24 protein-coding genes are annotated in these 26,242 nt (G+C 65.9%); 7 read left to right on the top strand and 17 right to left on the bottom strand.

Translation table 11 applies throughout. The annotated features are described in order from the left end of the window. The coding region (locus LH128_RS19040; RefSeq protein ID WP_008831311.1) for a 2-oxoacid:acceptor oxidoreductase family protein at positions 1–503 on the bottom strand (503 nt) is incomplete at its 3' end. A gap of 253 nt (positions 504–756) precedes the next feature. Here LH128_RS19040 and LH128_RS19035 point away from each other — a divergent pair. Next, a complete protein-coding gene (locus LH128_RS19035) occupies positions 757–1,239 on the top strand; it encodes an RNA pyrophosphohydrolase (protein ID WP_008831310.1) in 483 nt (160 codons plus the stop codon). A gap of 180 nt (positions 1,240–1,419) precedes the next feature. Here the strand turns inward: LH128_RS19035 and LH128_RS19030 are convergent, their stop codons facing one another. The 4 genes from LH128_RS19030 to LH128_RS19015 all read right to left on the bottom strand — a co-directional run bounded on the left by LH128_RS19030 (position 1,420) and on the right by LH128_RS19015 (position 6,488). Beyond that, on the bottom strand, positions 1,420–1,962 hold the full coding sequence (locus LH128_RS19030; RefSeq protein ID WP_008831309.1) for a tetratricopeptide repeat protein: 543 nt from the start codon (positions 1,960–1,962) through the stop codon (positions 1,420–1,422). Positions 1,963–1,974: 12 nt separating this feature from the next. Continuing rightward, positions 1,975–3,141 (bottom strand): RsmB/NOP family class I SAM-dependent RNA methyltransferase, encoded by a 1,167-nt coding sequence (locus tag LH128_RS19025; RefSeq protein WP_008831308.1) that lies wholly within the window; start codon positions 3,139–3,141, stop codon positions 1,975–1,977. A gap of 141 nt (positions 3,142–3,282) precedes the next feature. After that, positions 3,283–4,740 carry an IMP dehydrogenase gene (gene guaB / locus LH128_RS19020; RefSeq protein WP_008831307.1) on the bottom strand — a complete coding sequence of 486 codons (1,458 nt, stop codon included), beginning with the start codon at positions 4,738–4,740 and terminating at the stop codon, positions 3,283–3,285. A 194-nt stretch (positions 4,741–4,934) separates the two neighbouring features. Beyond that, on the bottom strand, positions 4,935–6,488 hold the full coding sequence (locus LH128_RS19015) for a M28 family peptidase (protein ID WP_008831306.1): 1,554 nt from the start codon (positions 6,486–6,488) through the stop codon (positions 4,935–4,937). A gap of 203 nt (positions 6,489–6,691) precedes the next feature. On the opposite strand from LH128_RS19015, the gene ypfJ reads away from it, so the two are divergent. Genes ypfJ through LH128_RS19000 form a run of 3 tightly spaced genes read left to right on the top strand, consistent with a single transcriptional unit; the run spans position 6,692 to position 9,054 of the window. Beyond that, entirely contained in the window at positions 6,692–7,567 is an 876-nt protein-coding gene (ypfJ, locus tag LH128_RS19010; protein ID WP_008831305.1) for a KPN_02809 family neutral zinc metallopeptidase, read from the top strand. 10 nt (positions 7,568–7,577) lie between these two features. Next, positions 7,578–8,306, top strand: a complete 729-nt coding sequence (locus tag LH128_RS19005) for a hypothetical protein (RefSeq protein ID WP_309141564.1) — start codon at positions 7,578–7,580, stop codon at positions 8,304–8,306. Positions 8,307–8,316: 10 nt separating this feature from the next. Continuing rightward, positions 8,317–9,054 carry a hypothetical protein gene (locus tag LH128_RS19000; protein WP_008831303.1) on the top strand — a complete coding sequence of 246 codons (738 nt, stop codon included), beginning with the start codon at positions 8,317–8,319 and terminating at the stop codon, positions 9,052–9,054. A gap of 49 nt (positions 9,055–9,103) precedes the next feature. Here LH128_RS19000 and LH128_RS18995 read toward each other — a convergent pair whose 3' ends face one another. The 6 genes from LH128_RS18995 to sdhC all read right to left on the bottom strand — a co-directional run bounded on the left by LH128_RS18995 (position 9,104) and on the right by sdhC (position 14,769). Beyond that, positions 9,104–10,918: a M56 family metallopeptidase gene (locus tag LH128_RS18995; RefSeq protein ID WP_008831302.1), complete on the bottom strand. Its 1,815-nt coding sequence runs from the start codon at positions 10,916–10,918 to the stop codon at positions 9,104–9,106. Beyond that, positions 10,915–11,313: a BlaI/MecI/CopY family transcriptional regulator gene (locus LH128_RS18990; protein WP_008831301.1), complete on the bottom strand. Its 399-nt coding sequence runs from the start codon at positions 11,311–11,313 to the stop codon at positions 10,915–10,917. The genes LH128_RS18995 and LH128_RS18990 overlap by 4 nt, the downstream gene beginning before the upstream one ends. A gap of 56 nt (positions 11,314–11,369) precedes the next feature. After that, positions 11,370–11,957, bottom strand: a complete 588-nt coding sequence (locus LH128_RS18985) for an HdeD family acid-resistance protein (RefSeq protein ID WP_008831300.1) — start codon at positions 11,955–11,957, stop codon at positions 11,370–11,372. A 209-nt stretch (positions 11,958–12,166) separates the two neighbouring features. Further along, positions 12,167–13,975, bottom strand: a complete 1,809-nt coding sequence (sdhA, locus tag LH128_RS18980) for a succinate dehydrogenase flavoprotein subunit (RefSeq protein ID WP_008831299.1) — start codon at positions 13,973–13,975, stop codon at positions 12,167–12,169. After that, positions 13,975–14,361 (bottom strand): succinate dehydrogenase, hydrophobic membrane anchor protein, encoded by a 387-nt coding sequence (gene sdhD / locus LH128_RS18975; protein ID WP_008831298.1) that lies wholly within the window; start codon positions 14,359–14,361, stop codon positions 13,975–13,977. Before sdhD ends, sdhA begins: the two co-directional genes overlap by 1 nt. Before the next feature lie 12 nt (positions 14,362–14,373). Then, the gene (gene sdhC, locus LH128_RS18970) at positions 14,374–14,769 is read right to left on the bottom strand and encodes a succinate dehydrogenase, cytochrome b556 subunit (RefSeq protein WP_008831297.1); all 396 of its coding nucleotides are present in this window, start codon (positions 14,767–14,769) and stop codon (positions 14,374–14,376) included. A 150-nt stretch (positions 14,770–14,919) separates the two neighbouring features. Here sdhC and bla point away from each other — a divergent pair, with 150 nt between their 5' ends. Continuing rightward, positions 14,920–15,816 (top strand): subclass B3 metallo-beta-lactamase, encoded by an 897-nt coding sequence (gene bla / locus LH128_RS18965; protein WP_008831296.1) that lies wholly within the window; start codon positions 14,920–14,922, stop codon positions 15,814–15,816. Then, entirely contained in the window at positions 15,813–16,715 is a 903-nt protein-coding gene (locus tag LH128_RS18960; protein WP_008831295.1) for a 50S ribosomal protein L11 methyltransferase, read from the top strand. Before bla ends, LH128_RS18960 begins: the two co-directional genes overlap by 4 nt. 19 nt (positions 16,716–16,734) lie before the next feature. Here LH128_RS18960 and LH128_RS18955 read toward each other — a convergent pair whose 3' ends face one another. After that, positions 16,735–17,010: a hypothetical protein gene (locus LH128_RS18955; protein ID WP_008831294.1), complete on the bottom strand. Its 276-nt coding sequence runs from the start codon at positions 17,008–17,010 to the stop codon at positions 16,735–16,737. Positions 17,011–17,241: 231 nt separating this feature from the next. Between LH128_RS18955 and sciP the strand changes: the two genes are divergently transcribed. Beyond that, positions 17,242–17,544 carry a CtrA inhibitor SciP gene (gene sciP, locus LH128_RS18950; protein WP_008831293.1) on the top strand — a complete coding sequence of 101 codons (303 nt, stop codon included), beginning with the start codon at positions 17,242–17,244 and terminating at the stop codon, positions 17,542–17,544. A 114-nt stretch (positions 17,545–17,658) separates the two neighbouring features. Here sciP and ligA read toward each other — a convergent pair whose 3' ends face one another. The 5 genes from ligA to LH128_RS18930 all read right to left on the bottom strand — a co-directional run bounded on the left by ligA (position 17,659) and on the right by LH128_RS18930 (position 26,241). After that, positions 17,659–19,806 carry an NAD-dependent DNA ligase LigA gene (gene ligA, locus LH128_RS18945; protein ID WP_008831292.1) on the bottom strand — a complete coding sequence of 716 codons (2,148 nt, stop codon included), beginning with the start codon at positions 19,804–19,806 and terminating at the stop codon, positions 17,659–17,661. Positions 19,807–20,315: 509 nt separating this feature from the next. Next, positions 20,316–21,980, bottom strand: coding sequence for a DNA repair protein RecN (recN, locus tag LH128_RS18940; RefSeq protein WP_008831291.1), 1,665 nt, complete (start codon positions 21,978–21,980; stop codon positions 20,316–20,318). Positions 21,981–22,054: 74 nt separating this feature from the next. After that, on the bottom strand, positions 22,055–22,207 hold the full coding sequence (locus LH128_RS33585) for a hypothetical protein (RefSeq protein WP_156799812.1): 153 nt from the start codon (positions 22,205–22,207) through the stop codon (positions 22,055–22,057). Between the two features lie 258 nt (positions 22,208–22,465). Then, positions 22,466–25,003 (bottom strand): TonB-dependent receptor, encoded by a 2,538-nt coding sequence (locus LH128_RS18935; protein WP_008831290.1) that lies wholly within the window; start codon positions 25,001–25,003, stop codon positions 22,466–22,468. A 443-nt stretch (positions 25,004–25,446) separates the two neighbouring features. Beyond that, positions 25,447–26,241: an outer membrane protein assembly factor BamD gene (locus tag LH128_RS18930; RefSeq protein ID WP_008831289.1), complete on the bottom strand. Its 795-nt coding sequence runs from the start codon at positions 26,239–26,241 to the stop codon at positions 25,447–25,449. Position 26,242: the final 1 nt, after the last annotated feature.

The following is a 26,242-nucleotide window of genomic DNA, read 5'->3' as shown; positions in this document are numbered from 1 at the left end:
TTGCCGAGGCCGAAGGGCTTCACCGCCTCCAGCGTCAACGCCGAGATGTCGAAGGCCAGCACGTCCCACTTCGCGAGGCTGCCGTCCTCCAGCGGGTTTTCTGCGTACTTCGCCTTTTCGAGGTTGCGCTTGTTGAACTCACCAGTGTCGGCGATCACGAGGCCGCCGGGCTTGAGCGCGCCGACGTTCACCTTCAGCGCCGCCGGGTTCATCGCCACCAGAACGTCCGGCGCATCGCCTGCGGTGGTAATCTCCTGCGAGCCGAAATTGATCTGGAAGGCGGAGACTCCGAACAGCGTGCCCTGCGGCGCGCGGATCTCGGCGGGAAAGTCCGGGAATGTGGCAAGGTCATTGCCGGCAAGCGCCGTGGACAGCGTGAACTGGCCGCCGGTCAACTGCATCCCGTCGCCCGAGTCGCCCGCGAAGCGAACGACGACCGCTTCTACGGGCGATGTCTCGACGCCGGACGCGTCGGTATCGTGCTCTCCGGCCAGTGTCGCCATGGTCTATCCTCTGCTGCCGGTCCGCGCCGGTTTCTGCGTCGAGGCTGCGGACTCAGGTTCCCAATGACAAATTAGTTTTCTCTTGAGCGAACAAACTTCGCGTTTGCCGCCATGGGGAGGAGTGTGGACCTCAATGCGGGCTAGTCAAGCGCCGGTGGTTCCGCCATCCTGTGGCCATGAGGCAGACATGGGTGCAATTCCTGTCGAATCGCGTAGAGAGCCCCTCCCCTTCAATTCGGATTCGCCTATCTCGATGAACGATTTTTCGTCCCTGCCCTATCGCCCCTGCGTCGGGGTCATGCTCGTCAACGCCGACGGCAAGGTCTTCGTCGGCAAGCGGATCGACACGCGCGAAGGCGACTGGTGGCAGATGCCGCAAGGCGGCGTCGACGACGGCGAAGACCTCAAGGAAGCCGCCTTTCGCGAACTGCACGAGGAAACCGGCGTCACCAGGAAGCATGTCAAGCTGCTGTCGCAGACCCGCGAGGAACTGCTCTACGACCTGCCGCCTGAACTTGTCGGCAAGCTGTGGAAGGGCAAATATCGGGGGCAGCGCCAGCATTGGTTCCTCGCCCGGTTCGAAGGAAGCGATGCCGACATCGACCTGAATGCGCACAAGCCAGCCGAGTTCTGCGACTGGAAATGGGTCGAGGCGGCATTGCTGCCGGACCTCATCGTGCCTTTCAAGAAGCGTGTCTATCGTGCTGTTCTGGAAGAGTTCAAGACGCTGATCTGAGGCTTACGTCGTCCCGGACTTGATCGGGGACCGGTGGCCGTGAACCACCGATCTTGCTGCGCGAGCAACACGCTCACACCTAAAGACTGCCACCGGTCCCGGATCAAGTCCGGGACGACGGAGATGGCAAACCCGCTCAGGCTGAGCCTGTCGAAGCCCCCGCGCAGATAGCGCCGCTCCTCAGTTTTCCGAAACCGCCGTCTTGGGCGTCACCGCATCGGCGGTCACCATGCGCGGCGTCGGCCCCTTGGCGATCGCGCCCGCCAGCGACTGCGCTTCCGCACAGTCCTTGCCGCACAGCGTCTGGAGCCGCGCGAGATTGCGGTTGGCCTTCTCGGTCGCGCCCTTTTCGGCCAGCGCCATGCCCTCGCCGGCAAGCGCCGTGACGTTGCGCGGATCGCTGGTCAGCGCGACACGGTAGTAATGCAGCGCCTTGCCCTGCATGCCTTGACGGCGCGTGGCGTCGGCAAGCGAGAGCAGCACGGTGACGCTGCCGGGCTCGACCGTCAGCGCCGATTCATAGGCGTCGATCGCCCCGTCAATGTTGCCCGCCGCAGCGGCAGCGCGGCCCTCGCTCAGCAGCATGCTGGCGCGCGGATCGAGTTGCTCGGGCGGTTGCGACAGAAGGACGCTGGAGGACGTGGCGGCTAGCAGGGAAAGGGCAACGGCAACGGGCGTATAACGCATCAGCAGGTCCTTGGCCGAGGTTTTCGTCCTCATCATGACGTGACGCTATCACAGCCTGACGAAGCGCGCGACGAAAAACCCGTCGGTTCCATCGCGCGAGGGAGAGAGACGCAGGCCGGCGCCGCGCGGGGTTCCGGCGGGCAAAACAGGCAGTTCGGCGCGCCAGTCGGGATGGCGGGTCAAGAAACCTTCGGCCTGATCCGCGCCTTCCGCGTCGAGCAGCGAGCAGGTCACGAAGACCAGCCGCCCGCCCCGCTTCACCAGCGTCGCCGCGATGTCGAGCAGGCGCGACTGGATCGCAACGTAGCGTTCAAGCTGCTTGTCGGTCAGGCGCCAGCGCGCTTCCGGGTTGCGGCGCCAGGTGCCGGCACCCGAGCACGGCGCATCGACGAGCACCGCATCGGCCGCGCCGACGAAAGGCTCAAGCGCCTGCATCTCGCGGTTGGCGTCGAGGAGCAAAGTCTCGATCCCGGTCGCCCCGGCCCGCTCGGCGCGGGGCGGCAGGCGTTGCAGGCGCGCGCGGTCGGCGTCGCAGGCGATCAGCCGCCCGACGTTCTCCATCGCTGCGGCGAGCGCGAGGGTCTTGCCCCCTGCCCCGGCGCACAAGTCGATCACCGTCTCGCCCGGCCGCGCGGCCACGACCTCGCAGGTGAGTTGCGAGCCCGCATCCTGCACCTCAATCATGCCTTCGAGGTAAGCGGGCGACTGCTCGATCTTCGTCTCGGGCGGGTAGCGCCAGCCGTGCGCGGCGACGGTCTTCTCCCCGCCTTCGGGGAGGTCGAGACTGCCGGACTTAAGCGTGTTGACGCGGATGTCGAGCGGCGCGCGGTCCAGCAGGGCTTCAGGATGTTCGACGCCGCTGTCGGCGAGGCGCTGCATCAGCCATGCCGGAGCGACACCGGCCTCGGCCATCGGCTCAGCCCCGTCGATCGGAGCGGGCGCGTGGCGCGATCCGTCAAACAGTGCGGCGAGTTGCGGGTCGGAATCCGCGACGCGCAGCATCGCGGCGCGACCGGTCTCGGGAATTTCGCCACAGGCGCGGATGGCGCGGTAGGCGAGTTCACGTACCGCTCGGCGGTCTCCGCTGCCTGCCCAGCGGCGGGCCCGGAACCACTCGGAAATCAGGCGGTCGGCAGGCGCGCCGTTGGACCGCGCGGCCTCGATGACGAGATCGAGCACCTCAATGGCTGCCTGAATGCGGGCTGCGGGGGTCAATTCACCCCTCCCGCCTGCGGGAGGGGCCGGGGGTGGGCGCGTGAGAACGCGAGGTCGGCGTCAGTGCCCACCCCGCTGCGACTAAGGGCCTGCGGCCCAAGTCTCGCTACCCCTCCCGCTTGCGGGAGGGGGTTAGCTGCCTCAGCGCGTCGGATAGTTCGGTGCCTCGCGGGTGATCGTCACGTCGTGGACGTGGCTCTCGCGCAGGCCCGCATTGGTGATGCGGATGAACTTCGAGTTCTTGCGCAGGTCCTCGATCGTCGCCGAGCCGGTGTAGCCCATCGCCGCCTTGATGCCGCCCACCAGCTGGTGGATGACGTCCTTGGCGGCGCCCTTGAACGCGACCTGGCCTTCGATGCCCTCGGGCACCAGCTTCATCTGGTCCTTGATGTCGCCCTGGAAGTAGCGATCCGCCGAACCCCGGCCCATCGCGCCCACCGACCCCATGCCGCGGTACGACTTGTAGGCGCGGCCCTGGTACAGGAACGTCTCGCCCGGCGCTTCCTCGGTGCCGGCCAGCATCGAGCCGACCATGATCGTCGAAGCACCGGCGGCAAGCGCCTTGGCAGCGTCGCCCGAGGTGCGCAGGCCGCCGTCGGCGATGACCGGCACGCCCGCCTTCTCGGCTTCCTCGGCGGCTTCCATCACGGCGGTGAGCTGCGGCACGCCGACACCCGCGACGATACGCGTGGTGCAGATCGAGCCCGGGCCGATGCCGACCTTCACGCAGTCGGCGCCCGCGTCGATCAGCGCCTTGGCGGCTTCGGCAGTGGCGATGTTGCCGGCGATGACCTGCGCCGAATTCGACAGCTTCTTCACCCGCTCGACCGCCAGAGCGACGTCGCGGTTGTGGCCATGCGCGGTGTCGATGACGACGACGTCGCACTCGGCCGCCAGCAGCGCCTCGGTGCGGGCGAAGCCCTTGTCACCCACGGTGGTCGCGGCGGCGACGCGCAGGCGGCCCGCCTCGTCCTTGGTGGCCTCGGGGAAGAGGACGGCCTTCTCGATGTCCTTGACGGTGATGAGGCCGACGCAGTGGAAGCCCTCATCGACGACAAGCAGCTTCTCGATGCGGCGGGCGTGCAGCAGGCGGCGCGCTGCGTCCTGATCCACGCCGACCTTCACGGTTGCGAGGTTCTCATGCGTCATCAGTTCGCGCACCGGCTGCGCGGCGTTGGCGGCAAAACGCACGTCGCGGTTGGTGAGGATGCCGACGAGCTTGCCCGACGCCTCGACCACCGGGATGCCGCTGATGCGGTTCGCGGTCATCAGCGCCTGCGCCTCGCCCAGCGTGGCATCGGGGCCGATGGTGATGGGATTGACGACCATGCCGCTTTCGAAGCGCTTGACCTGGCGGACGGCGGCAACCTGCTCCTCGATCGACAGGTTGCGGTGTAGCACGCCGATGCCGCCCATCTGCGCCATGACGATCGCCATCTGCGCCTCGGTCACGGTGTCCATGGCGGAGGAGATCACGGGAATGTTCAGCCCGATGGTGCGGGTCAGCATGGAGCGGGTATCGGCCTGGGTGGGGACGATGTCGGACTTGGCGGGACGCAGGAGTACGTCGTCGAAAGTGAGTCCGAGCTGGATATCCATGTGCGCCACCAATGCCTTCGAGGGGAGAATCGTGGCGGCTCATGTAATCAAAGGGGGCGGTTTGGGCTAGGGGGCGAATCCCATGTTTTTCGCGGATGCGGTTTACGATGCCGCTCACCCCCGCCCCCTCCCGCAGGCGGGAGGGGAGAACGGATAGCCCTCCCGCTCGCGGGAGGGCCGGAAGGCTTGGCGATTTATCGCTTAGCCGGACGGGGTGGGCCTGACACGGCAGCGTCCACCGGCACCTTGCGCGTATCGGCGAACCAGCGGCCCAACGCAGTCAGCATCTTCACGTCGTCGCTGGCCCCGCCAAGCTCGATCGGGTGGGACAGATCGTCGCTCGGCCGGTGATAGTCGCCGTCGAAGAAAGCGCGCATCCGCTCGATGTCGCCATAGGACGTCGTCACCATGACGGCGGGAATGTCGTGCTGCAGCAAGGTCCAGCCGTCCTGCCGTTTCACGTATTCGTTGGCGTCGTTGTTCTCGCGCAGCTTGAAGCCTTCCACCTTGGCGACCTTGGCGATGTCCTTGTCGAGCCCGGTCATGCCGCGTCCGACGATGGCGAAGGGCGTCTTGCGCGGCGCGATGGCGATCGAATCGATATTGAAGGCCGCGACGATCCGCTCCAGCGGCAGCGGCGGGCTCTCGGCAAAGGCGTGCGCGCCCAGCAGCCCGAGTTCCTCCGCCGTGGTGGCGAGGAAGTAGACGTCGCGGTCCATCTGCGGGCTGCGCGACAGACGGCGCGCCACTTCGGTCAACGCTGCGACGCCGCTAGCGTTGTCTACTGCGCCGTTGCAGATGACGTCCTCGGCGGGAGGCTCGCCGCATTCTCCGAAATGGTCCCAATGAGCCACGAACAGCACCGCGCCCGCCTGCTTGCTGCGCCCCGGCAGCTTGCCGATCAGGTTATGCGTTCGGATCGTCGTCTCGTCCGTCGCGGCTTCCAGCGAGGCGGTGACGTCCAGCACGATGGGCGCGAAATCGTCCTTGCTTGCCGCCTGCTCCAGATCATCGAAAGTATGCGCGGTGCCCTTGAGCAGGCTTTCCATCGTCGCGCGGCCGATGAACGCCTCAAGGTCGCCGCCCAGCGCCTCGTCCGAGAGCGCGTAGCCCGAACGCCGACGCCGGGCCGCTACCTCGTCCAGCGTGCGCTCGCCGTCGAGCACGGTCAGCACGGCCGAGGCGCCCAGCGCGAGCAGTTCGTTCTGGCGCGCACTGTCGGGCGTATTCCCGTCGAGCACTACGGCGATGCGGCCGGCCAGTTCGTTGCGCGTGACGTCCTGGCTGCGCGCGCGGCCGACGAAGAGCAGCGGCGCATTGCGCACCAGCGAACGCTTGCCAGAGGTGAAGACCAGTACGTCGCTAGGCGCAATGGTGGCGCGGAAGCCCTTGCGCAGGAAGCGGGCGGAACCGCTCGACGGTTCGTGAGCGACGACAGTAACCGGCGCAAACCACTCATTGCCCGGATCATTTGTGCCCGAGACAAGGCCGATGTCGAACCACTGCTTGGCAAGGTAGCGCAGCGTCTTCGCCTCGCCATCGGTGCCGGGTTCACGGCCATCGAAATCGTCGCTGGCGAGGATCTGGATATGCGCGCGCAGCCGGTCCTCGATCTCGCGGTCGGCGCGGCTGACGCTGGCGGCAACGACGCCGATGGGAACTCCTACGGCGAAAAGCGCGAAGAACGCTGCCGTCCTCCACGCACTTTTCCCTGCTGCGCGTCCCACTGCCCGGATGCCCGACTTCATTGCGCTGCACCTATACGACACATTTTCGAGCACGGTTGTAAAATTTCCTCCAATCGCGTGCAGTTGCAACATTTCCCGCTTCATCCGGCGATAATGACGCAGCCGCGCAACACTCGGGAGACTTGCGGAACACCCCCGAGTTCTGCGAATTGATCTGCACGCGAGACGCTGCCCGGCAACGGCGAAAAGAGGATACGGCACCCATGCGGCTGGACGATTTCGACCCCGACAACATCAAGGTCACCGAAGGCGGCAGCCGCGGCGGCGGCTTTTCCCTCGGCGGCGGCAAGCTGGGCTGCGGCGGCCTGATCATCGTGCTGATCGGCGCCCTAGTCTTCGGCGTGGACCCGGGACAAATGCTCGGCACGCTGGAGAACGTGCAGCAGCAGACGCCGACCACCGCGCAGCAACCGGTGGGCGGCTCGCGCAGCGCGACAGAGATCTGCACGCAAAATGCCTACTCGCGCGAATCGTGCAATGCGCTGTCCTCGCTCGACAAGACCTGGCAGCCGCTGTTCCAGAAGGCCAACGTGCCCTTCGAGCAGCCGATGCTGCACTTCTACACCGGCGGCACCCGCAGCGGCTGCGGCGCGGCGAGCAGCGCAATGGGGCCGTTCTACTGCCCCGCCGATCAGGGCATCTATATCGACGTCAGCTTCTACGACCAGATGGACAAGCAACTCGGCGCCCGGGGCGACTTCGCGCGCTATTATGTGATGGCGCATGAGTACGGGCACCATGTCCAGCACCTCACCGGCCTCGACCAGCAGGTCCGCAAGGCGCAGCAGCAGAACCCCCGGCAGGAGAACGCCCTGCAGGTGAAGATGGAACTGCAGGCAGACTGCTACGCGGGCGTCTGGGCCGCCAAGAACCGCGACCGCATCGAGCCAGGCGACATGGAGGAAGGCCTGACCGCCGCCAGCGCGATCGGCGACGACACGCTGATGAAGAACGCCGGACAGGCGGTGACGCCGGAGAGTTTCACCCACGGCTCCAGCGCCGAACGCATGCGCTGGCTCAAGCGCGGCCTCGAAACCGGGAACGAGGACGCATGTGACACGTTCTCTTCAACAGGATGACATCACAGGCGTGAGCGGACCCGGTGGCGGATCGGCGACCGCGCGCCGGGGACAGGAGAACAGGGACATGAGCCGCAAGTGGCTGGGTGCGATCGTCGTTGCGAGTTTGAGTGCAGGTACACTGGCTGCTCCGGCAGCGGCCAGGCAGGATGAAAAGCCGATCACTTCGCGTGATCCCGATGCGGTGGACGTGGCGAAGACGCCGATGACCGACCTCAACGTGGGGCGCGACGGGGAAATCCCCCCCCTCCTCGTCAATGCCACGACGGAGCCCTACACGCTGCACGGCCTGTCAAAATGCCGCCAGATCGCCGGGGCGATCCAGCAGCTCGACGAAGTCCTCGGCCCCGACATCGACCTCCCCGCCGAAGAGCGCGACCGCATCAGCGCCGGGCGCGTGGGCAAGTGGGTGGTCGCCTCGTTCATCCCGTTTCGCGGCCTGATCCGCGAAGTCTCGGGCGCCAATGCGCAGGACCGCAAGGTCAATGCGGCGATCCAGGCGGGCCTGACCCGTCGCGGCTTCCTCAAGGGTGTCGGCTCCGCCAAGGGCTGCCGCTATCCCGCATCCCCCGCCCCCGCGAGCGTCGTCCAGGCCCGCGTGAACGAACTCAAGGCGATGGAGCAGGAAAAGGACGCGAAGAAGAAGGCGAAGTCCGAGGCCAAAGCCGATGCGAAGTCAGACCGGGATCTCGCCTTCAAGACCGAGCCCGACGCCCGCCAGCCTTCTCCCAAGAACTGACGGCTGCTTGATGCTTCGGGCACTTCCTGCGGCGAGCGCGCTCGTGCTGCTGCTGTCCGCATGCGGCGGCGAGCCGGCTGCCACGGCGACGGGCGAGGCGCCTTCCTCACCCGCTCCTGAAACGGTGAGCGCGGCCCCCATCGAAGCGCTGCCACAAAGCGCACCCTCCTCCCCTGCCGCCGATGCCGGATCGATCGCCTGCTCGTCCGAAATCGGGGAGGCGGCAGCGCGCAAGCTGGTCGCGCAGTGCATTGCCGTCTCTCCCGCGACGCGCCCGCCGTGCAACGCCGCAAACTCCTGCGCGATGATCCGCAACGAAGTGGCCCGCGGATGCGCCATTCTCGGCGAGGACGCGGCAAAAACTCCTGAATGCGGCGGAATAGATCCCATCGGCAAGGAAGCCGCCGCCGACATGGTGAAGCGCTACTACGCCGCAATCAACGCGCGCGATTATGCCTCGGCATGGACCCTGTGGGGGCCGGATGGCGGCCCCAGTGGCCAGACCTTGCAAGCGTTCAGCGACGGTTACGCCCATACCCGCCGCGTTCACGTGGATATCGGCAAGGTGTCAGACGTCGAGGGCGGCGCCGGGTCGATCTACGTCACCGTCCCGGTAACGGTCGATGCAGAACTCGACGACGGCCGACGTCAGCGATTCACCGGCAGTTATGATCTGCGCCAGATCAATCGCGGCATGGGCATCTCGCAAGGCTGGCACATCACGACGGCGAAGCTGCGACCGGCCTGACGTAAGAAAGCCGGCAGCCCCCGGCTGCCGGCCTCCCGCATTATGAGCGTCAGTTAGCGTTCGCCTCGCGATGGGCGTCGGCGATCTCTCCGTCGAGGTCGGCGAGGATTTCCGAGCGGACCTTCGCATCCAGCGCACGGTCTGCCGCGATCGAGGCGCGGGCGCTGCGCAAGGCATTCACTGCCGCGAATTTCGCGGCCCTGGGCTCGCCGGTGCAGATGACCACCGATGCACTAGACCCGTTGCTTTCGCGGCTCGCCTCGCGGCGGCGGCTGTCGGCGGGGCAATTCTCGTCGAGCACCATGGTCCGAGTCGAAACGCGCGAGCCGTCCTTTTGCACGATGCGAATGGTATGCCGCTTGCCATCGGCCGAGACCGATTCCTCCACCTTGGGCGCGCGCGCCAAGGCTTCTGCGGCCATGCGCTGTGCTTCCGTCGAACGGCGCTGTGCATCGGCCACGCTGCGCTGGGCATCCGCCGCGCTGCGCAAGCGGTCGTGCATCTGGCGAACATCGTCGACCGTCATCGTCTTGCGCATCGTGACTCGGGCGTTCGGCATCGGACGAGGCGCCGGTGCGGCGAGAGCGGAGGGGGCGGCGGGGGGAGCCGGAGGTACGGGAGGAACCGGCGGCACCGGCGGCGCGATACCTTCAGCCACGTCGACTTCCGGCATTTCGGGCGGCTCGGGCGCTTCGGGGGGCTCCGGCAGTTCGGCCTCAGCCAGTGCTTCAGGAGCTTCAGGAGCCTCAGGCGGCACCGGCGGCTGTGGAGCGTGCGGCACCCGCGAATGTTGCGCCTGCGGGGCTGCTTCCGGCGCGGAGACGGGATCGGCTTCCGCCTCGTCCATCGCGGCATAGCTGACCGTCGCCGTAGCAGGCACCGCGACGACGGCCAGCGCGAACAGGCTGCGGGCGAGCACGCGACGCGTCGGGCTGACGTCGGCCGCCGCCAGTGCCTTCAGACGCTGGATTATCGGCTTCTCTCCCGAGAGCGGGCCGGCCATCGGCGCGGCAAGGCCGAGCCGCGTCCCCCCAGCCATCGAAGCGATCAGGCGGCCGTAGCGGGCGCGCTCGGCACGGGGCCGGCCAGCCATGACCCGGGCGTCGCAGAAGGCCTCCTGATCAGCCCTCACAGCGCGCCAACCGGCCCAGCCGATCGGATTGAACCAGTGCAGCGCGAAGAGAGGCTGCATCGCGATCAGCGCCAGCAGGTCGCTGCCCGCGTGATGCTCCATCTCGTGCGCGATGGCGAAGTCGGAGGTTTCGGAGTCAGCCTCCGCCAGAAATCCCTGCGGCAGAGCGACGACCTTGTCGAATACCCCGAAGGCGAGCGGCGCGGTGATCGCGGGCGTTTCGACGATCCGCACGGTGTCGGATCGAGCAACCACGCGCGCGCCATCAAGCAGATCGCGGCGCATCCAGCGGTAAGTCACCGTCCGCCAAACGAGGAACAGCGCCGCACCGCCGAGCCACACGGCCAGGGCGACTGTCGCCCACGGCACTTGTGCCAGCAGCCCCGGCTCGATCGGAGCGGCCGTCAGCACCTTAGCGGTGGGCAGCGCGGCAGCGCCTTCCGCAACCGGGCCGGCTGCTGGCAGCAGCACCGTCTCGACCGGCGTCGCAGCCTGAAACCCTGCGGCAGACGCCGTGATCGGCTCTACACCGAAGCGAAGATTGGACAGTAAGCCATGCTCCATGAAGCGGGGCAGCGCCAGTGGAGGCAGCACCAACCGTATCATCGGCAGCGCCCAGAGCGCAAAAGCCGCGCCCGGACCGAACCAGCGCGCGACGGGGCGGCGGACGAGCAGCACCAGCGCCATCAGCACGCCGGTCGCCAGAAGCGTATCGGTAAGCCACTCGGTCATGACTTCAGCTCCTTCAGCAGGGCTTCAATCTCGGCAATGTCGTCGTCGCTGAGTTGTTCGCTCTCAGCCAAATGCGCGAAAAGCGGCGCCGCGCGGCCGCCGAACAGGCGATCTACCAAGCGGCGGCTTTCCGCACCGATATAGACTGTACGCGCGATGCGAGGGGAGTAAAGGAAGCGCTTGCCGTCAGGCTCGGTCTCGACCGCCTGCTTGGCGACGAGGCGCGACAGCAGCGTCTTGACCGTGGCGAGGCTCCAGCCGCGCGGACCGCAGACTTCCTCGCACACTTCCTGGGCGGTAAGCGGGGAGCGCTGCCACAGCGCCTCCATCACCGCATGCTCGGCTTCGGAAATGCGGTCGGGCTGTTCAGGGGACTCGGACACCCATTTCTCCATCGTCTACACACGTAATCGACTACGTCTGTAAACATGAACGGTGGGTGAATGTCAACTCAGCTGCGCTTGAGGAGCAGGGCCAGCTGGATCAGGAAAACCGCACGCACCGTCAGGCTGATCGCGACGATGATAGCGAGGAAAGCGAGGCCCGTCGCCGCACTCGAAAACAGCAGCACCATCCCCAGCACCACGTCGAGCACGCCGAGTAGCAGGCGCCAGCCCTTGTCGTGGCGGGCCTTGAGCGCGAAGGCGATCTGGAACACGCCGGAGACGACCAGCCATAGCCCGATGGCGATGACCAGCGACAGTGCGCCCGCAACCGGGTCTGCCACGGCGAAGATGCCCGCCAGCAGCGCGAGAACGCCGAGCAGGATCTCCGTCCACCGCGCGCGACTCGACAGCGAGGTCCAGCCCGCCGCAACGGCTGCCACGCCTGCGACGATGAGGATTACGCCGAGGATCAGCCCGGTCGCCACGCCCGCCACCAGCGGATTGAGCAACACGATCAACGCGGCAAGGATCAGCAGCACGCCATAGGCCATGACCCAGCCCCAGGTGCTGCCGGGCGCGCGCTCCATCTCGCGCACCAGCGGGTCGCGGTGCACGTTGGGCTCGAGCAGGGGATCGACGTCGGTGCGTTGCATGGGGGTTCCTTTCACCCGCTGCAATGCGTGGAAGCACGAAGAGTTGCGTGCCGACGCGCCCACCCCGCTGCGACTAGGGCCTGCGGCCCAAGTCTCGCTCCCCTCCCGCTTGCGGGAGGGGCTGGGGGTGGGCCTTTGCAAAAACGAAAAAGGGCGGCGCAGCCTTGCCGCTGCGCCGCCCTCCTCTCGTTATTCAGCTTTCGCCGATATCAGTACACGCGGGCCTTGGGCTTGATGTACTCGACGTCGTCGGTCAGCGTGAATTCGTGCACCGGGCGATAGTCGATGCGAACGTTGCCGCCCTTGCCGCCCCAGCCGTCGAACCAGGTCGCGGTGTGCTTCATCCAGTTCACGTCGTCGCGGTTCGGGAAGTCCTCGTGCGCATGCGCGCCGCGGCTTTCCTTGCGGTTCTGCGCGCCGTGCAGGGTCACGGTGGCCTGCGAGATCAGGTTGTCCAGCTCCAGCGTCTCCACCAGGTCCGAATTCCAGATCAGGCCGCGATCGGTGACCTTGATGTCGTTCATCTTCTGATAGGTCGCGGCGAGCTTTTCCTTACCCTCGACCATCAGTTCGTCGGTGCGGAACACCGCCGCGTGGAGCGACATGGTGCGCTGCATCTCGGTGCGGATTTCCGCGGTCGAGGACGAGCCGTTGGCATTGCGGAAGTGGTCGAGGCGGGTGAGCGCCAGATCGGCCGAATCCTTGGGCAGTTCCGCCTGCGTGCCGTTCGGCGTCAGGTTTTCCTTGAGGTACAGGCCGGTCGCGCGGCCGAACACCACGAGGTCGATCAGCGAGTTCGAGCCCAGACGGTTGGCGCCGTGAACCGAGACGCAAGCCGCCTCGCCCACCGCGAACAGGCCCGGAACCACGGTTTCGGGATCGCCGTCGGGGCCGATGGTCATCACGCGGCCGTTATAGTCGCACGGGATGCCGCCCATGTTATAGTGCACGGTCGGGACGACCGGCAACGGCTGGCGGGTAAGGTCCACGCCCGCGAAGATCTTGCCGCTCTCGGTGATGCCCGGCAGACGCTCGCCCAGCACCTTGGGATCGATGTGATCGAGGTGCAGGTAGATGTGGTCCTTGTGCGGGCCGACGCCGCGACCTTCGCGGATTTCCATCGCCATCGAGCGCGACACGACGTCACGGCTGGCAAGGTCCTTGGCCGAAGGAGCGTAACGCTCCATGAAGCGCTCGCCTTCGGAGTTCGTCAGGTAGCCGCCTTCGCCGCGTGCGCCCTCGGTGATGAGAACGCCGGCGCCGTAGATGCCGGTCGGGTGGAACTGGACGAACTCCATGTCCTGCAGGGGCAGGCCGGCGCGCAGCACCATGCCGCCACCGTCGCCGGTGCAGGTGTGGGCAGACGTCGCGGTGAAGTACGAACGACCGTAGCCGCCGGTCGCGAGCACGACGGCCTGCGAGCGGAAGCGGTGGATCGTACCGTCATCCATGCACAGCGCGATCACGCCGACGCACTTGCCGCCGTCCATGATGAGGTCGATCGCGAAGTATTCGATGAAGAAGTCCGCGTCGTACTTCAGCGACTGCTGGTACAGCGCGTGGAGCATGGCGTGGCCGGTACGGTCGGCGGCGGCGCAAGTGCGCTGCACCGGCGGGCCTTCGCCCATGTTCTGCATGTGGCCGCCGAACGGACGCTGGTAGATCGTGCCGTCGGCGTTGCGGCTGAAGGGCACGCCTGCGTGCTCCAGCTCGTACACGGCTGCGGGAGCTTCGCGCACCATGTATTCGATGGCGTCCTGGTCGCCCAGCCAGTCCGACCCCTTGACGGTGTCGTACATGTGCCAGGTCCAGTGGTCCGGCGTGTTGTTCTTGAGCGACGCGGCGATGCCGCCCTGCGCCGCAACGGTGTGGCTTCGTGTGGGGAACACCTTGGTGATGCACGCGGTCTTCAGGCCGGCTTCGGCCGAACCCATCGTGGCGCGCAGGCCCGAGCCCCCGGCGCCGACGACGACGGTGTCGTAGGTGTGGTCGATGATCTTGTAGGCAGGCGCGGACATCAGGCGTGTGCTCCCAGCGCGATACGGACGATGCAGAACACGCCGAACGCGATCCCGCCGCAAGCGGCAAGGTTCAGCGCGGCGATGGCGGCGAACTTGTTGGCGTGGTCGTGCAGGTAGTCCTCGACCAGCACTTGCAGGCCGAGGCGTGCGTGCCAGAAAGTCGTGACGACCAGCAGGATCATCATCACGGCCGGGACCGGACGCGCGATCCACTCGACGATGGTGCCGTAAGAATAGTCCGGCAGCAGCACCAGCGAGACGATCAGGAACAGCACCGAGATCAGGTTGCCGATCGCGGTGAAGCGCTGCAGCAGCCAGTGGTGGACGCCGCCCTTTGCCGAGCCGAGGCCGCGCACGCGGCCGATGGAGGTTCCGTTACCCATTGTTCGTTACCCTCAGCGAAGCAGCAGGAGCGCCCAGAAGGCGGCGGTGAGAACGACACCCAGGACCGGGCACAGGATCGACCACAGGCGGTTCGCCTGCAGTTCGAAGCCGGCGCCGACGTCGAGGAAGAAGTGGCGGATGCCGCTCGCCATGTGGCTGAAGAAGGCCCACGAGATGCCCACGAGCACCAGATAGCCGATCGGCGTCGTCATCGCCCACGCAAACGTCGCGTAGGAGGCCGGGCCTCCGGCGAGCGCGCCCAGCCACCACAGCAGCACAGCGAGGCCGGCGAATGCCATGCCATCGCCGGTGACGCGGTGGAGGATCGACACGAACATGTGCGGGCCCCACTTCCAGATCTGGAGGTGCGGCGAGAGCGGACGGTTCTTGGTCCCGGCGTTTGCCATGGCGCTTACGAATCCCCTTGCCTGCGGCAGTGTCATGAACTGCCCTATTGCAAGCCCCCTTAGACAAATCGAGGGACGGTGCAAGTTCTGCGGCGCAACATCTGCGTGGTGGACTGGCCTATCTTACAGGCGCGCCGTAAAGCATCGCGCATGAGTCGCACCTCCCTGGCTATCGCGCTGGCTGCCCTGACGGCCATTTCTCCTTTCGTGGCCCGCGCCGCAGAGCAAGGAGCGGTAACGCCTGCGACGCTCGCCAAGGCATGCGAGGGCAAGGACGAATGGGCGGACCCCGCTCCCCCTGCGCGCATCTTCGCGAATACCTGGTACGTGGGAACCTGCGGCATTTCCGCGATCCTGGTGACGGGCGACAAGGGACATGTGCTGGTGGACGCGGGCGTGACCAAGGCTGCCCCGCTGGTGCTGGCGAACATCCGGCGCGCCGGGTTCAACCCCAGAGACGTGCGCTGGATCGTCGCCAGTCACGAGCACTTTGACCATGTCGGCGCCCTTGCCGCACTGCAGCAGGCAACGGGTGCAAAAGTTGCAGCCCTGCCCGCGCAGAAAGCGGCTCTCGCCAGCGGCAAGCCGAGTGCCGACGACCCGCAGTTCGCCGGTCTCGACCCGATCGCTCCGGTCCGCGTCGATCGCGTGTTGAAGGACGGAGACACCGTCACTGTCGGCAATCTTGTCCTGACCGCCCATGCGACGCCGGTTCACGCGCCCGGCTCGACCAGTTGGACCTGGACTTCCTGCGCGCCCAAGGCCGGGTGCCGAAAGATCGCTTATGCCGACAGTTCCTCGACGATCTCGTCCGACGGCTACCGCTTCACCGACCATCCGGCGCGTGTCGCGGCGATCCGCAAGGGCCTGCCGGTGATGGCCGCCCTGCCCTGCGACGTCTTGCTCACCCCGCATCCCGGCCAGAGCGACATGATGGAGCGCTTCGCCGGAACGAAGCCGCTCGCGGACAAGAACGCCTGCCCCGCTTATGCGAAATTCGCGGAGGGGCGCCTTGCCCAGCGTCTTGCCAAGGAAAATGCCAAGTGAGCTGGAAAGTCACCGTCTTCGCCGCCCGCCCCGTCATCGAGGCAGCTCTCGTCGCGCATGAAGACGCCTGGGACTGGGATCACGAGATCGTTCTCTCCGGCCGCGAAGTCGCCGAGGACCAACCCGAGGACTGGGTTCTCGAAGCCTGGCTCGATCGCAAGCCCAGCAAGGCCGACAACGTCGCGATCACGGCGCTGTTTGCAGACACGAAACCCAAGCTGATCGCCGAGGAACTGCCTGAAACCGACTGGCTCGTCGCCAGCCAGGAAGGGCTGGAACCGATCCGCGCGGGCCGCTTCCACGTGCACACCCCCGATCACCCGGCGGTGGACGAGCCCGGCGTCTTCGACTTCGCGATCCCCGCCAGCCAGGCCTTCGGCACTGGCCATCACGCCACTACCGCCGGGTGCCTGGCGATGCTGACCCATATGAAGGCGCAGGGGCTCGTCGTGCGCAATTGCGCCGACATCGGCACCGGCACCGGCCTTCTCGCCTTCGCTGCGCTCTCGCTCTGGCCCCGCGCGCTGGCGACGGCGAGCGACATCGACGCCGTTTGCGTTAATGTGGTCGAAGACAATGCCCGGGCCAACGGCGTGACCATGGGCGCCCGGCGCGGCGAACTGGTGATGACGGTGGCGGACGGCATGGCCCATCCGGTGCTGGAGGCCCGCGGGCCTTATGACCTGATCCTCGCCAACATCCTCGCCGGGCCGCTGGTCCACCTCGCCCCCGATTTCGGCAAGGCGCTGGTTCCGGGCGGGCACCTGCTGCTGGCGGGCCTGCTGGAAACGCAGGAAGCCGCCGTGCGCGCCGCCTGCCGCAAGGCGGGCCTGCGCCTCGCCGCGCGCATGGTCAACGGCGACTGGTCGATCCTGTGGATGCGCAAGCGGGGGCGTTAACGCGCCCCTGACCCAAATCTCACACCAGAAGCAGTTCCAGCCCCTGGACCACGCGACTGCGCCGCAGCATCGCGGCCTGTGCGTCGCGTGAGATCGGCCGGTCGAAGGCGAAGCCGATGCGGTCCTTGACCACCCAGCGCACGGTGCCGCGCACCGGCGGATAATCGTCCACCACGAAGCTGAAGCACTGTCCCGCAGCCACGCCTGCCCGCTCGATCACGAACTGGCAGCCGTCCGAAGTCACGTGCCGCGCCACGGCGGAAGCATGCGTCGACAGCTTGCGGCGGCTCTGCACGTTTACCTCTCTTGAGCAATGGATCTGGTCTGGAGGTAAAGGTAATTAACACTGGTAAACGGTCAGTAAAGATTTGGCGGCTGTATCGATTGCATTTTTATGAATTTTTCCCCGAGAATATGTAAAACATCGTAAATATCAATTAACCAACCGCGATTGCCTCAAGTTAAGGTTTAATACGCAGAATAGACATCGACAGGGGGTTGGCAGCCAGATTTCACGAGGCCAACCATGGAAGACGTTAAGAACGACCGTCCGACGGTCATCACCGGTCCGCTCGGCGAACCGATGAGCATAGACAGCCTGCCGCCGCCCAACACTTCACGCTGGGTGGTTCGCAGAAAGGCGGAAGTGGTCGCCGCAGTCAGCGGTGGACTGCTGACCATCGCGGAAGCGTGCGAGCGCTACGATCTTACGCTCGAAGAGCTTGCCTCCTGGCAGCGCTCGATCGAACGCGAAGGAATGGCTGGTCTGCGCGCCACGCGCGTCCAGCATTACCGTCAGGTGCACGAGCGCCGCGGCCGTTACAGTTGAGCCTATCGCGCTGCGGTATCCCCCTGCACGTCGCGCGTAGCTGAGAAGCATTCCGGCCAGCCCTTCGGGGCCAGCCTTCCGGCCCTCCCGCTCGCGGGAGGGCTTTGCTTTACCTTATCCCGCCGCGCGAACGATCTCGGCCCATTCTTCTTCGCTGAGCACCCGAATCCCCAGCTCGGCCGCCTTCTTCAATTTCGAGCCCGCCCCCGGTCCCGCGACCAGAATGTCCGTCTTTGGCGATACCGATCCGGCAGCCTTGGCGCCCAGCCGCTCGGCCTGTGCCTTGGCTTCGTCACGGCTCATCGTCTCCAGCTTGCCGGTAAACACCACGGTCTTGCCCGAGACTTCGCTTTCCTTAGTCTCGACGACGTAAGGCGGCGGCGACACCTCGCTCAACAGGTCGTCCCAGACAGCACGGTTGTGCTCCTCGTGGAAGAAGTCCCCCAGCGCCTCGACCACCACCGGGCCGACGCCGTCGATGGAGATCAATTCGGCATAGGCGTCGCTTGCTGCCTTCACTTCGTCCTCGCCCTGCTTGACCTGCGCCTGCTCGGCGAGAGCACGCAATTCAGGAAGCGTCGTGAAGCGCTTGAGGAGATCGCGCGCGGTCACGGCGCCGACGTGGCGGATGCCGAGGCCGAACAGGAGCCGGGCGGCGTCGGGCTGACGCTTGCTTTCCACAGCTGCCAACAGGTTGTCCACAGACTTGTCCTTCCACCCTTCGAGGGCCAGGATCTCCTCGCGGCGCTTGCGCAGGCGGAAGATGTCGGCCGGACTTTCGAGCCAGCCAGCCTTGAAGAATTCGTCGATGGTCTTTTCGCCCAACCCCTCGATGTCGAGTGCGGCGCGGCTGACGAAGTGCTTCAGACGCTCGGTCCGCTGCGCGGGGCAGATCAGGCCGCCGGTGCAGCGCACGTCCACCTCGCCCTCGGCCGCTACAGCCTCGGACTGGCATTCGGGACAATCATCCGGGAACACGTAAGCGGCGCGCTCCTCCTCGCGAGAGAGGTTGTCCACCACCTGCGGGATGACGTCACCCGCGCGCTGGAGCACCACCCGGTCACCGGGACGCACGCCGAGGCGGGCAATTTCGTCGCGGTTGTGGAGCGTCACGTTGGTGACCGTCACGCCGCCCACCAGCACCGGCTTGAGGCGTCCCACCGGCGTCAGCTTGCCGGTGCGCCCGACCTGGATATCGATCGATTCGAGCGTGGTCTCCGCTCGCTCCGCGGGGAACTTGTGCGCCATGCCCCAGCGCGGCGCCTTGGCGACGAAGCCCAGCCGCTGCTGCCAGTCGAGCCGGTCCACCTTGTAGACCACCCCGTCGATCTCGAACGGCAGCGCGGCGCGGCCATCACGAATGGCGCGGTAGGCGGCCAGCATCTCTTCGAGCGAGTGACACTGGCGGAATTGCGGCGAGACCGGCAAGCCCCAGCTTTCGATACGACGGATGACCTCGTGCTGGCTCGCGCCGGGCACATGGCTGGCGGCGCCCCAACCGTGCGCCCAGAAGCGCAAAGGGCGCCTCGCGGTGACGCTGGCATCCTTCTGGCGCAGCGAGCCGGCAGCCGCATTACGCGGGTTGGCGAACTGGCGGACCTTGCTGTCGTCGAACGCCTCGCCCTTGCTGTCGGCCAGCGCGCGCGCCTCGTCCATCAACTGGGTGTTAAGGGCGAGGAACGCCCCCTTTTCCATGTAGACTTCGCCGCGCACCTCGAAGACCTCGGGAATGTCCTCGCCTTCGAGTTCCTGCACGACGTCGGCGATATGCGCGACGTTGGCGGTAACGTCCTCGCCCACCTGCCCGTCCCCGCGCGTGGCGGCGCGCACCAGTTTGCCGTGCTCGTAGCGCAGCGAGCAGGAGAGGCCGTCGATCTTGTCCTCCGCCGTCATCACCAGTGGTTCCTCGGCGGCAAGTGACAGGAACCGCCGCACGCGCGTCAGGAACTCCCCGACTTCCTCGTCGGTGAAGGCATTGTCGAGGCTCATCATGCGAACCTCGTGCGTCACTTTGCCGAGCGGTGAGGCGGCGACTTCGTGGCCGACCTTGTTGCTGGGCGAATCGGGTCTCGTAAGATGCGGGAACGCTGCTTCCAGCTCCGCATTACGCCGCACCAGCGCGTCGTAATCGGCGTCGGTGATCTCCGGCGCATCCTCGGCGTGGTAGAGGCGGTTGGCGCGGTTGATCTGGCGCGCAAGCCGCATGAGTTCGTTGGCGGCTTCGGCTTCGGACGGCAGGCCGGAGGGCAAGGTATCAATCATAGGTCATCTGCTTGGCGATGGCGGGTCATTGCCGCCATGTAGACAACCACTTTCGCAAAGTCTCGCTCGCCCACTGCAACGATGAGGATAACGAGGCGCTTATCGATCACTTTGTAGCCGATGCGATAGCCAGCAGCGCTCGACTTGGCCGTGGAAACAATCCTCCAGCCTCGTCAACTTGCCGACCACGCTTGCCACCTAACGTCTGACCGTGAAACATACGCGACGTGTGACGGAGAAGCGCTGCGCCTCCATGCCCGGGGTCACATAGCCCAAAGCACAGTGTACAACCGCGCCATCGGGATACCGGATTTCGATGCGACCATCGGCATCTGGTCCGGTCCACTTGCCCCAATAGGCACCATCGACGTTATGTATCAAAGCCGCTGACCTCCCGTTCAGGGTAAGCATCCCACCTTTGATCGGCTCATCCACTGCCACAGCAAACATCACAGGCGGAGAACAGGCGCTCAGCGTAGCGAAGCAAACGGCGACGGTGGCGCCTCGCTTCACACCCGCACCAGCAGCCTGTCCGCCTGCGCGCGCGCCTCGTCGGTCACTTGCGCGCCGGAGAGCATGCGGGCGATCTCCTCCTTGCGTTCGGCATCCGAAAGCGGCGTCACCGAGGTGCGCGTAACGGTGCCTTGGCTGGACTTGGCAATCATGTAATGCTTGTCCCCCCGCGCCGCGACCTGGGGCGAGTGCGTCACCGCCAGCAGCTGCCCGCTGGACGCAAGGCGCGAGAGGCGTTCGCCGATGGCGTCGGCCACTGCACCGCCGACGCCGCGGTCGATCTCGTCGAAGATCACCGTCGCCGCACCGCCCTCCTCGGCCAGCGCGACCTTGAGCGCGAGGATGAAGCGCGACAATTCGCCGCCGCTGGCGATCTTGCCGAGCGGCGCGAAGTCCGAGCCGGGGTTGGTGCTGATGAGAAATTCCACCGCATCCATGCCCGAAGCGCCCCAGCGCTCCTCGGGAAGACGCACCACCGAGGTCTGGAACCTCGCGGCATCCAGCTTGAGCGGCGCCAGTTCCGTCGCCACGGCTGCGTCGAGCTTTTTCGCCGCCGCACGCCGCAAATCGTGGAGCGCGCCCGCCTTATCGCGATAGGCCAGCGCGGCCTTCTGCGCCGCTTTTTCCAGTTCGACGATATGCTCGTTACCGCCTTCGATGTCGTCGAGCGCGGCGCGCATCTCGGTCATCTTCGCGGGCAGGTCATCGACCTGGCAGCCTTGCTTGCGGGCAACGGCGCGCAAGTCGAAAAGGCGCGTCTCGATGCGGTCGAGTTCGGCCGGGTCGAAGGCGAGCGCTTCGGCCGCCTTGTCGAGCTTGTCCTCGGCCTCGCTCGCCTCGATCACGGCGCGGTCGAGCGCGGCCAGCGCTTCTTCCAGCAGTTCGTGCTCTCCGGCGATGCGATCGAGGCGGCGCGAAGCGGTGCGCAATTGCGCGAGCGCCGAGTCCGAGCCGGTCCACAAGTGCTGCAGGGCCGCGAGGTCGTCGGCCAGCTTCTCGCCCTTCTGCATCTGCGCGCGGGCACCGGCGAGTTCGTCCTCCTCCCCCTCGACGGGGGCGAGCGTGGTCAGTTCGGCGAGATGCGCGAGCAACAGGTCCTGATCCTCGGCGGCGCGGGCGACGCGTTCGCGTGCAAGGTCCAATGCATCCTGCGCGCCGCGCCAGTCCTTCCACGCCGCCTCGACGCCGGCGACCTCGCCGCCTGCGAAACGATCGAGCAGCGCGCGGTGGCCGCGTGCATTGACCAGACCGCGATCGTCGTGCTGGCCGTGGATTTCCACCAGCGCGGGCGCGATCTCGCGCAGCAGGGCGACGCCGACGCTCTGGTCGTTGAGGAACGCCTTGGAACCGCCGTCGGCCTTGAGCTGGCGCTTGAGGATGAGCGGCTCGCCCGGTTCAAGCTCGAACCCGGCGTCGTCGATCATCGCCAGCACCGAAGCGGGCAACGCCGAAGCATCGAAGCTGGCGGTAACGCTGGCCCGGTCCTCTCCCCCGCGCACAAGTCCACTATCCGCTCGATTGCCGAGCACGAGACCCAGCGCATCGAGCAGGATGGACTTGCCCGCACCGGTTTCACCGGTGAGGACGCCGAGGCCACGAGCGAAATCGAGGTCGAGCGCCTCGATCAGCACGATGTTGCGAATGGAAAGCTGGCTAAGCATGTTCGCGAAGCGTTCTAGCGGATGCGCGAACGCCCGTCACCCCGCTTCGCACTCAGGTTGAGCACAAGTCCGGCTTACCAGCCGGTACTGTCGCTCAGGTAATGCACGAGGAGCGCGGCCCACACGGTAATGAAGATGGCAACGATAGCGACGAGTTCAGGCCGCCACGATCTCGGCTGGAGAGCCTCCACGCGGATGTCGGGCTCAAACGGAAAATCGTGCTTCATATCCATTGATTATGCGACCCATCCCCAGCCTGTCGGTTCATCCGGCTTTCTCCGGGTTCCCTCTACGTAGGCTCACCTTAGTTGGTAAAAACCACCATAAGGATAATCATCGGATTTGAGAAATTACTTAAGGTTCACAGTGCAATCGATTTAAGCGGTTTTTCAGATCAGCCCGTCGCAAAAAGTTCCCGGCTGGACGAAATAAATATGCCCCCGCGCTGCTCGAGCGGCGCGGGGGCACGGGTCGACGGGTGATTCTCAGAAGGCGGACTTGATCGTGAAACCCCAGGTGCGCGGATCGCCCGGCAGACCGGCGATCAGGCCGGTGTTGCCCGGCCCAACCATCAGCTGCTCGAAATAGTTCTGGTCGAAGGCATTGCGGACCCAGCCGTAGACGTCGAACCCGCTCTCGGTTCGGAAACCTGCGCGGAAGTTGTGCAGGCTATAGCCATCGATCCAGGTGTAGGCCGAAGGCGAAGGGTTGGACGAGAAGTTCGACCGTACGGAACCGTCGTAGCCGAAGTAGACCTCACCCTCCTTGCCGAGCAGCTTGGCCGGGGCGTTGACCTCGGCACCGAACGAGAACGAGAACTTCGAGACGCCCGGCAGGCGCTGACCCGAGATATCGCAGTTCTCGGGGCTGATGCCGCCCGGCGTGCCCGCAGGACTGACGGTCGTGGTCGACGTGACAGTGGTGCCGCCGGAAAGCTCGGGCGGGCACGGTGCGTCGGTGAACTTGCGATAGGTCGCGTCGGTATAGGCGCCGTTGACGTAGGCGTTGAACCGCTCGCTCGGACGGACCGAGAAGTCCGCCTCGACACCCTGCGAACGCACCGCACCCGCGTTGGCGAGGTAGCCGCGCAGCACGCCGTACTGGCCGTTGTTCACGTTAGCCTGGTAGTTGGCGATATCGGTGCGGAAGATCGAGACGTTGAGCGTCGCCTTGCGGTCCCAGAACTGGGTCTTGATGCCCGCTTCGTAATGGTGGACCGACTCGGGCTTGACCGTCGCGGTCGCCAGGATCGGGTTGTTGCTGCCGTCCACCGGAACGCCGTTCTGGTTGATGCCGCCCGACTTGAACGACTTCGCATAGGTCGCATAGAGCAGTACGTCCGGCGCTACCTTGTAGCTGGCGGTGAAGTCGTAGCTGAAGTTCCAGTCGCTGAACGTCGGCGAGATTTCCTGCGGCGTATAGATCGCCAGCTGTGCGGTCTTGCGGATATTGCTGATGCCGTCGTTCAGCAGCAGTTCGTTGCCCTGCCCGTCGAACACGCGGCGCTGGTAGTAACCTTCTTTCTTGTCGTAGTTGAGGCGAACGCCGGGCTGCAGGGTCAGCTCGGGCGTGATGTGCCAGCTCAGCTGGCCGTAGAGCGCGGCGCTGGTGTTCTTGAGGTACTGCGTGTTGTAGGCGACGAGGCCGTCAAGCACCGTGGGATCGCAGGCAAGCTGGTTCGACGCGGTCGGACCGCAGCCCGAGGAACCCGGCGGAACGGCGGCGACGGTGCCCGGATTGATGCTCCAGCGGCTCGCGGCCGAGCCCTGCGATTCGGTGCCTTGCGTGTCGATGCGCTGATAGAAGCCGAAAGCCCCGACGACGAAGTCGATCTTGTCGCTACTGTAGTTGTAGCGCAGTTCCTGCGTGTACTGGTCCTGCTGCGACGGATTCTGCGACAGCGCGACGATCGGCAAGCCGGTGAAATCGCGGTCGTTCGAGGGATCCCAGTCCCAGAAGCGCCAGGCGGTGATCGAGGTCAGCGTGCCCTCGCCCAGTTCCCACTTCACGCGCAGCGAAGCGCCGCCGATCTTGTTCTTCGCCTTGAGCGGCGTGTCGAGGTCGGTGAGACGGTCGAACGGGTTGCGGCTGACCGGCTGGTAGCCCTGAGCGGCCGCAAGCGCCTCGAACTGCCGGTTGATGGCGCGCTGGGTCAGGCCCGTGCGCACGTAGACCGAACCGCAGCAGTTGGCGTCCTGGTTGCTGAAGTCGCCCGCGAGGGTCACGTCGATGGTATCGGTCGGCTTCCACAGCAGCTGGCCGCGCAGGCCGAGGTTGTCCTGGCTCTGGATGTGCTCGTTCGTCGTGACGTTGTAGATCGTGCCGCGACGGCTGGTGGAGGACACCGCGATGCGCGCTGCAAGGTTCTCGGTCAGCGGGCCGGAAATCGCCGCCTTGGCCTGCTTGAAGTTGTAATTGCCGATCGAGACCTCGGCCTTGCCCTCGAAGTCGAAGGTCGGCTGGTTGGTCGTGATGTTGATCGCGCCTGCCGTGGTGTTCTTGCCGTAGAGCGTGCCCTGCGGGCCGCGCAGCACTTCGACCTGCGCCACGTCGAGGAAGTCGAACGTCGCCGAGGCCACGCGCGAGTTGTAGACGTCGTCGACGTAGATGCCGACGCCCTGCTCGATGCCGTCGTTGGTCAGCCCGAACGGAACGCCGAGGCCACGAATGTTGACGGCGGTGTTGCGCGGGTTCGATGAGTAATACTGAAGCGTCGGCGTCAGCTGCTGCAGGCGGCCGACGTTGAACGAGCCGGTCGAATCGATGTGCTCACCGCCGACGACCGAGATTGCGAGCGGCACTTCCTGGCTCGATTCCTGGCGACGCCGCGCGGTGACGACGATGTCGGCGCCGCGATCGCGCGCGCCGGTGCCGACCGAAGTGGGGTTGTCCTGCTCATCTGCGGCAGCGGTCGTGGTTGCGGCGGCGGGAGCGGTATCCTCGGCATGCGCCGCAGAGAAGCCGATCGTCGCCGAGGCGAGTACGGTGGTTGCCAGAAGAGTCCGGCGGACGAACGAAGTCATTATTCAAATCCTCTGTCAGGGAATTGAATGCATCCGGCGATCCGGTGTGCACCTGGTCGGCCTGCCCCCTTCAGGGCCGGCAGGTATGGCTCGAGGCTTGCACGCGGCGCTTCGTGGTCGAATGCGCCGCTTGCAGGTCCGGCCGGAAGGGATCATGGAATGCCTGCGGCCGCACCGCGTCGCCCTCATGTGATTTGCCCTCCAGGCCGTTTCGCCTCTTGTTGAGCTTTTCTAATCTCAACTTAATTGGTGGACAATAGACTTCAGCTATCAGGCGCTAAAGCGAAACTGCGCAGCGACGAGGCGAGGCATCGCGGCGGCGTGTCCCCCCACGACAAACACACGCGAAAAAGCGGCCGCGCCGGGGAGGCGGGCCGCTTGAGAAAGATAAATGGATGAATTGAGCCCCCTCCTCCGAGCAAGCCCGGAAAGAGGGGCGAAGATCAGGCCGCGACGTTCTGCGGCGCGTGCTTTTCCATCAGCTTGTAGGCGCGGCCGTACCAGTCGCTGTTCGGGTAGTTGTGCTCCAGCACCGCAGCCGCTTTCTGCGCCTCTTCGGGAACGCCCATCGAGAGGTAGCCCTCGACGAGGCGATAGAGCGCCTCGGGCGTGTGGCTGGTGGTCTGGAAGTTATCGACCACATTGCGGAAGCGCAGCGTCGCCGCCAGCCACTTGCCGCTGCGCTCGTACGAGCGACCGATGGTCATTTCCTTGCCCGCGAGGTGATCGTCGACGAGGTCGATCTTGAGCTTGGCGTCGCGCGCATACGTTGTGCCGGGGTAACGGCGCATCACGTCGGTCAATGCCTGCTTGGCCTGCTGCGTGGTCTTCTGGTCACGGGTGACGTCGCTGATCTGCTCATAATAGCAGATCGAGATCAGGTAGTAGGCGTAAGGCGCGTCCTTGTTGCCCGGGTGGATCGACAGGAAGCGCTGCGCCGACTGGATCGCCTTGTTGTAGTCACGCGCGGCGTAATAGCTGAACGCGCTCATCAACTGGGCGCGGCGTGCCCAGGGCGAATAAGGGTGCTGGCGCTCGACTTCGTCGAACAGCGCGGCGGCCTGCTTGGTGCGCCCGGTTTCCAGGCGCTGCTGAGCCGCAGCGTAGAGCGTATCGACGTCGCGCGCGACGTAGGCGGTATCGCGATTCTTCGCCCGTCCCCCGCAACCGGCAGTGAGAACGATCGCCCCGGTAGCGGCGGCGAGGATGGCGGTCTTGAGCGACGAGCGTGCGAACATG

This window comes from Sphingomonas sp. LH128 (genome assembly GCF_000293195.2).
GTDB classification, from domain to species: domain Bacteria; phylum Pseudomonadota; class Alphaproteobacteria; order Sphingomonadales; family Sphingomonadaceae; genus Novosphingobium; species Novosphingobium resinovorum_A.
Note: the sequence above shows the minus strand (reverse complement) of the source record. Positions and strands in the feature narration are given on the sequence as shown.

Bases quoted from the DNA above. Each gene is read 5' to 3' on its own strand.
- LH128_RS19000 (WP_008831303.1), top strand. From the start codon at position 8,317: ATGCTTCGGGCACTTCCTGCGGCGAGCGCGCTCGTGCTGCTGCTGTCC.
- ligA (WP_008831292.1), bottom strand. From the start codon at position 19,806: ATGATTGATACCTTGCCCTCCGGCCTGCCGTCCGAAGCCGAAGCCGCC.
- LH128_RS18930 (WP_008831289.1), bottom strand. From the start codon at position 26,241: ATGTTCGCACGCTCGTCGCTCAAGACCGCCATCCTCGCCGCCGCTACC.
- LH128_RS18985 (WP_008831300.1), bottom strand. From the start codon at position 11,957: ATGCAACGCACCGACGTCGATCCCCTGCTCGAGCCCAACGTGCACCGC.
- sciP (WP_008831293.1), top strand. From the start codon at position 17,242: ATGGAAGACGTTAAGAACGACCGTCCGACGGTCATCACCGGTCCGCTC.
- LH128_RS33585 (WP_156799812.1), bottom strand. From the start codon at position 22,207: ATGAAGCACGATTTTCCGTTTGAGCCCGACATCCGCGTGGAGGCTCTC.
- guaB (WP_008831307.1), bottom strand. From the start codon at position 4,740: ATGGATATCCAGCTCGGACTCACTTTCGACGACGTACTCCTGCGTCCC.
- sdhA (WP_008831299.1), bottom strand. From the start codon at position 13,975: ATGTCCGCGCCTGCCTACAAGATCATCGACCACACCTACGACACCGTC.
- LH128_RS18990 (WP_008831301.1), bottom strand. From the start codon at position 11,313: ATGGAGAAATGGGTGTCCGAGTCCCCTGAACAGCCCGACCGCATTTCC.
- LH128_RS19015 (WP_008831306.1), bottom strand. From the start codon at position 6,488: ATGAAGTCGGGCATCCGGGCAGTGGGACGCGCAGCAGGGAAAAGTGCG.
- ypfJ (WP_008831305.1), top strand. From the start codon at position 6,692: ATGCGGCTGGACGATTTCGACCCCGACAACATCAAGGTCACCGAAGGC.
- sdhD (WP_008831298.1), bottom strand. From the start codon at position 14,361: ATGGGTAACGGAACCTCCATCGGCCGCGTGCGCGGCCTCGGCTCGGCA.
- LH128_RS19030 (WP_008831309.1), bottom strand. From the start codon at position 1,962: ATGATGAGGACGAAAACCTCGGCCAAGGACCTGCTGATGCGTTATACG.
- recN (WP_008831291.1), bottom strand. From the start codon at position 21,980: ATGCTTAGCCAGCTTTCCATTCGCAACATCGTGCTGATCGAGGCGCTC.
- LH128_RS18995 (WP_008831302.1), bottom strand. From the start codon at position 10,918: ATGACCGAGTGGCTTACCGATACGCTTCTGGCGACCGGCGTGCTGATG.
- LH128_RS18935 (WP_008831290.1), bottom strand. From the start codon at position 25,003: ATGACTTCGTTCGTCCGCCGGACTCTTCTGGCAACCACCGTACTCGCC.
- bla (WP_008831296.1), top strand. From the start codon at position 14,920: ATGAGTCGCACCTCCCTGGCTATCGCGCTGGCTGCCCTGACGGCCATT.
- sdhC (WP_008831297.1), bottom strand. From the start codon at position 14,769: ATGGCAAACGCCGGGACCAAGAACCGTCCGCTCTCGCCGCACCTCCAG.
- LH128_RS19035 (WP_008831310.1), top strand. From the start codon at position 757: ATGAACGATTTTTCGTCCCTGCCCTATCGCCCCTGCGTCGGGGTCATG.